This window comes from Neoroseomonas soli (genome assembly GCF_018129065.1).
Lineage (GTDB): Bacteria > Pseudomonadota > Alphaproteobacteria > Acetobacterales > Acetobacteraceae > Neoroseomonas > Neoroseomonas soli.
Map to the genome: position 1 here is coordinate 1 of NZ_JAAEDM010000138.1, position 6958 is coordinate 6958.

General features: G+C 68.9%; 5 protein-coding genes and 1 pseudogene. All 6 read right to left on the reverse strand.

Going from position 1 to position 6958, the window contains the following annotated elements; all coding sequences use genetic code 11:
- Nucleotides 1-321, reverse strand: a 321-nt coding sequence (locus GXW76_RS24415; protein WP_338151036.1) for a biotin/lipoyl-containing protein, incomplete at its 3' end; no start/stop codon positions are given.
- 31 nt (nt 322-352) lie between these two features.
- Complete coding sequence (locus GXW76_RS24420) at nt 353-3229, reverse strand: 2-oxoglutarate dehydrogenase E1 component (RefSeq protein ID WP_211864752.1); 2877 nt, start codon at nt 3227-3229, stop codon at nt 353-355.
- A 156-nt stretch (nt 3230-3385) separates the two neighbouring features.
- Nucleotides 3386-4282 carry a succinate--CoA ligase subunit alpha gene (gene sucD / locus GXW76_RS24425; RefSeq protein WP_211864753.1) on the reverse strand — a complete coding sequence of 299 codons (897 nt, stop codon included), beginning with the start codon at nt 4280-4282 and terminating at the stop codon, nt 3386-3388.
- A 3-nt stretch (nt 4283-4285) separates the two neighbouring features.
- Nucleotides 4286-5506: an ADP-forming succinate--CoA ligase subunit beta gene (gene sucC, locus GXW76_RS24430; protein WP_211864754.1), complete on the reverse strand. Its 1221-nt coding sequence runs from the start codon at nt 5504-5506 to the stop codon at nt 4286-4288.
- Nucleotides 5507-5568: 62 nt separating this feature from the next.
- A complete protein-coding gene (gene mdh / locus GXW76_RS24435; RefSeq protein ID WP_211864755.1) occupies nt 5569-6522 on the reverse strand; it encodes a malate dehydrogenase in 954 nt (317 codons plus the stop codon).
- 235 nt (nt 6523-6757) lie between these two features.
- Nucleotides 6758-6958 (reverse strand): annotated as a pseudogene (locus GXW76_RS24440) (hypothetical protein); the annotation flags it as partial.

Consider the following 6958-nt stretch of genomic DNA (forward strand, 5'->3'; position numbering starts at 1 on the left):
GGTCACGGCGCGCGGCGTCTCGACATGCGGGGTGGCCGGTGCCGGCGCGACCGGCTGCGGCGCCTGGGCGGGCCTCGCGGCGCTGGCGCCGGCGGCGATGGAACCGAGCAGGGCGCCAGGCCCGACCTCGGCGCCCTCGTTCGCGGCGATGGATTCCAGCACGCCGGCGGCGGGCGCGTTGACCTCCACCGTCACCTTGTCGGTCTCGAGTTCCACCAGCGGCTCGTCGGCCGCCACGGCCTCGCCGGCCTTCTTCAGCCAGCGGGCGACGGTCGCGGTGGAAACGCTCTCGCCGAGCGTGGGAACGAGGATGTCGGTCATGTCTGCCGTCCGTTGTCTGCCCTGGGCGCCGTCACAGCCCGAGGGCTGCGCGCACCAGGGTTTCCTGCTGCTGCTGGTGGATCCTGGCGAGGCCCGTGGCCGGGCTCGCCGCCTCTTCTCGCCCGACGAATTCGGGGCGCTTCGCCTTGATGCCGAGGGTCCCGAGGACCTTCTCGATGCGCCGGTCCAGGAAGGTCCAGGCGCCCATGTTCTCGGGTTCCTCCTGGCACCACACCACTTCGGCGTTCTTGTAGGGCGCCAGCGCCTTGGCCAGGCTGTTGGCCGGGAAGGGATACATCTGCTCGACGCGCACGATGGCGACGTCCTTGACGCCCTTGTCCCGACGTTCCTGCAGCAGGTCGTAATAGACCTTGCCGGTGCAGAGCACGACGCGCTTCACCTTCTCCTCGGGCGCGATCGCGTCGATTTCGGGGATCACGTAGCGGAAGGCGCTGCCGGGGCCGAACTCGCTCAGGCTGCTGACGGCCAGCTTGTGGCGCAGCAGCGACTTCGGCGTCATCAGCACCAGCGGCTTGCGGTAGTTCGCCTTCAGCTGGCGGCGCAGCGCATGGAAGTAGTTGGCCGGCGTGGTGAAGTTGCACACGCGCATGTTGCGCTCGGCGCAGAGTTGCAGGTAGCGCTCGAGCCGGGCGGAGGAATGCTCCGGCCCCTGGCCCTCGTAGCCGTGCGGCAGCAGCATCACCAGGCCGGACATGCGCAGCCACTTCGTCTCGGCGGACGCGATGAACTGGTCGATGATGACCTGCGCGCCGTTGGCGAAGTCGCCGAACTGGCCTTCCCACAGCACCAGCGTGTGCGGGTCCGCGAGCGTGTAGCCGTAGTCGTACCCGAGCACGCCGAATTCGGCGAGCAGGGAGTTGAACGCCTCGAACTTCGGCTGGCCGTCGCGGATGTTGTTGAGCGGGACGTATTCCGCCTGCGTCGCCTGGTCGATCAGGTAGGCGTGGCGGTGGGAGAATGTGCCGCGCTGCACGTCCTCGCCGGACAGGCGCACGCGGTGGCCTTCGAGCAGCAGCGTGCCGAAGGCGAGCGCCTCGCCGGTCGCCCAGTCGATGCCCTCGCCGGTCTCGATGGCCTGCTTCTTGGCCTCGAGCTGGCGGGCGATCTTGGGGTTCACGCCGAAGCCTTCGGGCACGCGGGCGAGGGCACCGCCGACCTCGCGCAGCGTGTCGAGCGCGACGGCCGTTTCGTGCAGCTTCTCCACGTCCTCGCCGGAGGTGGCGGACTTCAGGCCCGTCCAGTGGCCTTCCAGCCAGTCGGCCTTGTTCGGCCTGAAGGACTGCGCGGCCTGGTAGGCGTCCTCGAGTTGCGCGTTGAAGGCATCGAGCATCGCCTTGGAATCGTCGGCCGGGACCGAGCCCTCGCGCGCGAGCTTCTCCGCGTAGCGGGTGCGCGTGGTCTGCATCTCGCGGATGCGGTTGTACATGATCGGCTGGGTAAAGGCCGGCTCGTCGCCCTCGTTGTGGCCGTGGCGGCGGTAGCAGACGATGTCGAGCACGACATCGGCGCCGAACTGCATGCGGAATTCGGCGGCCATGCGGGCACAGAACACCACCGCCTCCGGGTCGTCGCCATTCACGTGCAGGATCGGCGCCTGCACGGACTTGGCGACGTCGGTGCAGTACAGGCCCGAATAGGCGTGCGCCGGGACCGTGGTGAAGCCGATCTGGTTGTTGGTGACGATGTGGACCGTGCCGCCGGTGCGGTAGCCGATGAGCTGGCTCATCGCCAGCGTCTCATAGACCACGCCCTGGCCGGCGAAGGCCGCGTCGCCATGCAGCAGGATGCCCATCACCGAACGCCGGCCCTTGGTGTCGCCCGCCATGTCCTGGCGCGCGCGCACCTTGCCGGCGACGACCGGGTTCACCGCCTCGAGGTGCGAGGGGTTCGGCTGCAGCGAGAGGTGGACCATCCGCCCGCCGATCTCGACATCGACCGAGGTGCCGAGGTGGTACTTCACGTCGCCGGAACCCTGCACGTCGTCAGGGTTGGCGCCGACGCCCTTGAATTCGGAGAAGACCTGCACGAAGGGCTTCTTCACGACGTTGACGAGCACGTTCAGGCGGCCGCGGTGGGCCATGCCGATCGCGATCTCGGTCGTGCCGCCCTTCGCGGCGGCCTCGATGACGGCCTCGATCGCCGGGATGGTGGATTCGCCACCTTCCAGCCCGAAGCGCTTGGTGCCGACATACTTGCGGGCGCAGAAGGCCTCGAAGCCCTCGGCCTCGGTCAGTTCCTGCAGGATCTGCTTCTTCGCCGCGGCGTCGAAGGCGTTCACCCAGGGCGCGCCCTCGATGCGGCGCTGGATCCAGGACTTCTGCTCGGGGTCCTGGATGTGCATGAACTCGACGCCGATCGACCCGCAATAGGAGGCTCGGCAGATCGCGATGATCTCGCGCAGCGTCGCCGTCTCCTTCCCCAGCACCATGTCGAGGAAGATCGGCCGGTCGAGGTCGGCCTCGGTGAAGCCGTAGGTCTTCGGATCCAGTTCCGGGTGCGGCGTCGGCTTGGTCAGGCCGAGCGGGTCGAGCTGGGCCTCCAGATGCCCGCGCACGCGGTAGGAGCGGATGAGCATCAGCGCGCGCAGGCTGTCGAGCACGGCGCGGCGCGTCGCTTCCGGGTCGGCCGCGGCGGGGGCGCCCTTGGCACCCTTGGCGGGGGCGGGCTTCTCGGGCTCCGGGCCGAAGGCGCCGCGGATGCGCGGGGCCCAGGAGGCACCGGTCGCGTCCGTCAGCACGGCGCGCGCCTCGTCGTTCAGCGCGGCGAAGAGCTCGGCCATGGAGGGATCGACGCTGTCGGGATTCTCCGCCCAGCGGGCGTAGAGATCCGCGAGATAGGCGGCATTCGCGCCGGTCATCGCGGTTGCGAGGACGTCAACTCCGGCCATTGCTTCTCTCCGTGCCGGCGGGCGAAACCGCCGGGGCTCACGTAGGGTTGGTATCAGGTACGGGTCGCCGCCGCCCCCGGTGGAAGGGGGCGGCGGCGCCGCTTAACATAGGGCGCGTGGCCCATTTGTGGCAGGGCTTTCGCCCCGCAGGGCTGGTCAGCCCTTCAGGGCCTTGACCATGGTCGAGCCCAGTGCCGCGGGGCTGTCCGCGACATGGATGCCGGAAGCGGCCATGGCTTCCATCTTCGCCGCGGCGGTGTCCTTGCCGCCGGAGATGACGGCGCCCGCGTGGCCCATGCGGCGGCCCGGAGGGGCGGTCGCGCCGGCGATGAAGCCGACGACGGGCTTGTTCGGCTTGCCCGGGGCGAAGTTCTCGCGCTTCAGGTATTCGGCCGCGAGGATCTCGGACTGGCCGCCGATCTCGCCGATCATGACGATGGACTTCGTCTCGTCGTCCTTGAGGAAGAGTTCCAGGACGTCGATGAAGTCCATGCCCTTCACCGGGTCGCCGCCGATGCCGACGCAGCTGGACTGGCCGAGCCCCGCGGCCGTGGTCTGCGCCACCGCCTCATAGGTGAGGGTGCCCGAACGGGACACCACGCCGACCGACCCGCGCTTGTGGATGTGGCCAGGCATGATGCCGATCTTGCAGGCTTCCGGCGTGATCACGCCCGGGCAGTTCGGCCCGACCAGGATCGACTTCGACCCCGACAGCGCGCGCTTCACCTTCACCATGTCGAGCACCGGAATGCCCTCGGTGATGCAGATGATGAGCGGCAGCTCGGCGTCGATCGCCTCCAGGATCGCATCCGCCGCGAAGGGCGCGGGGACATAGATCACGGAGGCATTCGCCTGCGTCTTCGCCACGCACTCGGCCACCGTGTCGAAGACCGGCAGGTTCAATTCCGGGTGCATCGTGCCGCCCTTGCCGGGCGTCGTGCCGCCGACATAGGTGCTGCCGTAGGCGATGCCCTGCGACGCGTGGAAGGTGCCCTGGGCTCCGGTGAAGCCCTGGGTCATGACGCGGGTGTTCTTGTCGACCAGAACGGCCATGGCTCAGGCCCCCTTCGTCGCGCCGGAGGCGCGCGTTCCATTCACGGCGGCGACAACCTTCTGCGCGGCGTCGGCCAGGTTGTCGGCGGGGATGATGGCAAGGCCGCTGTCGGCCAGGATCTTCTTGCCGAGATCGACATTCGTGCCTTCGAGCCGCACCACCAGCGGCACCTTGAGGTGCAGAGTCTTGGTCGCCGCCACGATGCCTTCCGCGATCATGTCGCACTTGGCGATGCCGCCGAAGATGTTGACGAGGATCGCCTTCACGTTCGGGTCGGAGGTGATGATGCGGAACGCCTCGGTCACGCGCGCGGCATTCGCCGTGCCGCCGACATCGAGGAAGTTCGCGGGCGACGAGCCATACAGCTTGATGATGTCCATCGTCGCCATGGCAAGGCCGGCGCCGTTCACCATGCAGCCGATCTCGCCGTCGAGCGCGACGTAGTTCAGGTCGTTCTTGACCGCGTCGAGTTCCTTCGGGTCCATCTCGCTGTCGTCGCGCAGCTCTTCCAGGTCCTTGTGGCGGAAGAGGGCGCTGTCGTCGAAGGACACCTTGGCGTCGAGCGCCACGATCTCGCCCGCGCCGGTGACGACCAGCGGGTTGATCTCGACGATCATGCAGTCGAGTTCGAGGAAGGCGCCGTAGAGCGCCGTCACGAACTTCGTGAAGGAGGAAACCTGCTTGCCCGTCAGCCCGAGCCCGAAGGCCAGCTTGCGGCAATGGAAGCCCGAGATGCCCGAGGCCGGGTCCACCGCGACCTTGAGGATCTTCTCGGGGTGGTGCTCGGCCACCTCCTCGATCTCCATGCCGCCTTCGGTGGAGGCCATGATCGTGAGGCGCGAGGTGTCGCGGTCGATCAGCAGGCCGAGATACAGCTCGCGCTTGATGTCGCAGCCATCCTCGACATAGACGCGGGAGACGACCTTGCCGTGCTCGCCGGTCTGCTTGGTGACGAGGGTCTTGCCGATCATCGCGTCGGCGGCGGTCTTCACGTCCTCGATCGACTTGACGACGCGCACGCCGCCCTTGCCGTTCGGGTCTTCCTTGAAGCGTCCCGCGCCGCGGCCACCTGCGTGGATCTGCGACTTCACGACATAGACGGGGCCGGGAAGCTGCTTCGCAGCGGCGATCGCCTCGTCCGCGGTCCAGGCCACATGGCCGTCGAGCACCGCGACGCCGTAGCGGCGCAGCAGCTCCTTCGCCTGGTATTCGTGGATGTTCATGCGGGGGGTTCCACTTGGCCGGAAAGGAAAAGGGCCCGGCGTCGCCGCCGGGCCCGGGTGGGTCAGCCCACCAGCTTCTTGGAGGCGTCGATCAGTTCGCGGACCGCGCCGCAGGACTTGTCGAAGGCCGCCTTCTCCGCCGCGTTGAGCTCGATCTCGACGATCCGCTCCACGCCATTCGCGCCGATCACCACCGGCACGCCGACATAAAGGCCGTCGATGCCGTACTGGCCGTCCAGCCAGGCCGCGCAGGGCAGGACGCGCTTCTTGTCCTTCAGGTACGCCTCGGCCATCGCGATCGCCGAAGCGGCCGGCGCGTAGAAGGCGGAGCCCTTCTCGAGCAGCTTCACGATCTCGCCGCCGCCATTCGCGGTGCGGGCGCAGATCGCGTCGATCTTCTCCTGCGTGGACCAGCCCATCTTCACGAGATCCGGCACGGGGATGCCGGCGACGGTGGAGTAGCGGGTCAGCGGCACCATGGTGTCGCCATGGCCGCCGAGCACGAAGGCCGTCACGTCCTCGACCGAGACGTTGAACTCCTGCGCCAGGAACAGGCGGAAGCGGCTGGAATCCAGCACGCCGGCCATGCCGACCACCTTGTTCGCCGGCAGGCCGGACTTCTGCTGGAACACCCACACCATCGCGTCGAGCGGGTTGGTGATGACGATGACGAAGGCGTTCGGGCAGTGGGTCTTCACGCCCTCGGCCACCTGGGCGATGACGCCGGCGTTCTTGGAGACGAGGTCGTCGCGGCTCATGCCCGGCATGCGCGGGAAGCCGGCGGTGATGATGACGACATCCGCGCCCGCGATGGCGCTGTAGTCGCCCGAGCCGGACATGGCGCTGTCGAAGCCGTCCACCGGCCCGGACTGCATGATGTCGAGCGCCTTGCCGGCGGCGACGCCCGGGAAGACGTCGAACATCACGACGTCGCCGAGCTCCTTCAGGCCGATCAGGTGGGCGAGCGTGCCGCCGATGTTGCCGGCGCCGATCAGCGCGATCTTCTTGCGGGCCATGATGCGTCCTTGGTGCAGGTGCAGTGCGGAAAGCCGCCGCTACCTACTCCGCGGCCCGCCCTGCGGCAAGGCAGCGCGGCCCGCGGCGGCCGTCGCGGCGGGGCAGGCCCCCGTACGGGCGGCGGCGTTCGATGCCATGCGGTCGAAGACCGCTGCCGCCCCTATGGCCTTGATCTTGCACGCACCCGCGCCGCCAGCGCCCGCGCGGATACGGTTCGCGAAACTGCCGGGCGCGTCAGAGCGGCACGCAACGCACCACGTCGGTATGACCGCGGGCGAGCGTCGCCAGCGTGCCGGCCGGGCAGGCCTGGGCCTGGGCATTGGTCGCGGGGGCGAGGCCGGCCTGCCAGGAAACCTGGCGCGGGGCGCAGCGGGCACCGCGGGTGCAGGCGGCGGCGGCCTGCTGCTGGCGCCCCGCGCCGCGCGATGCCGACTG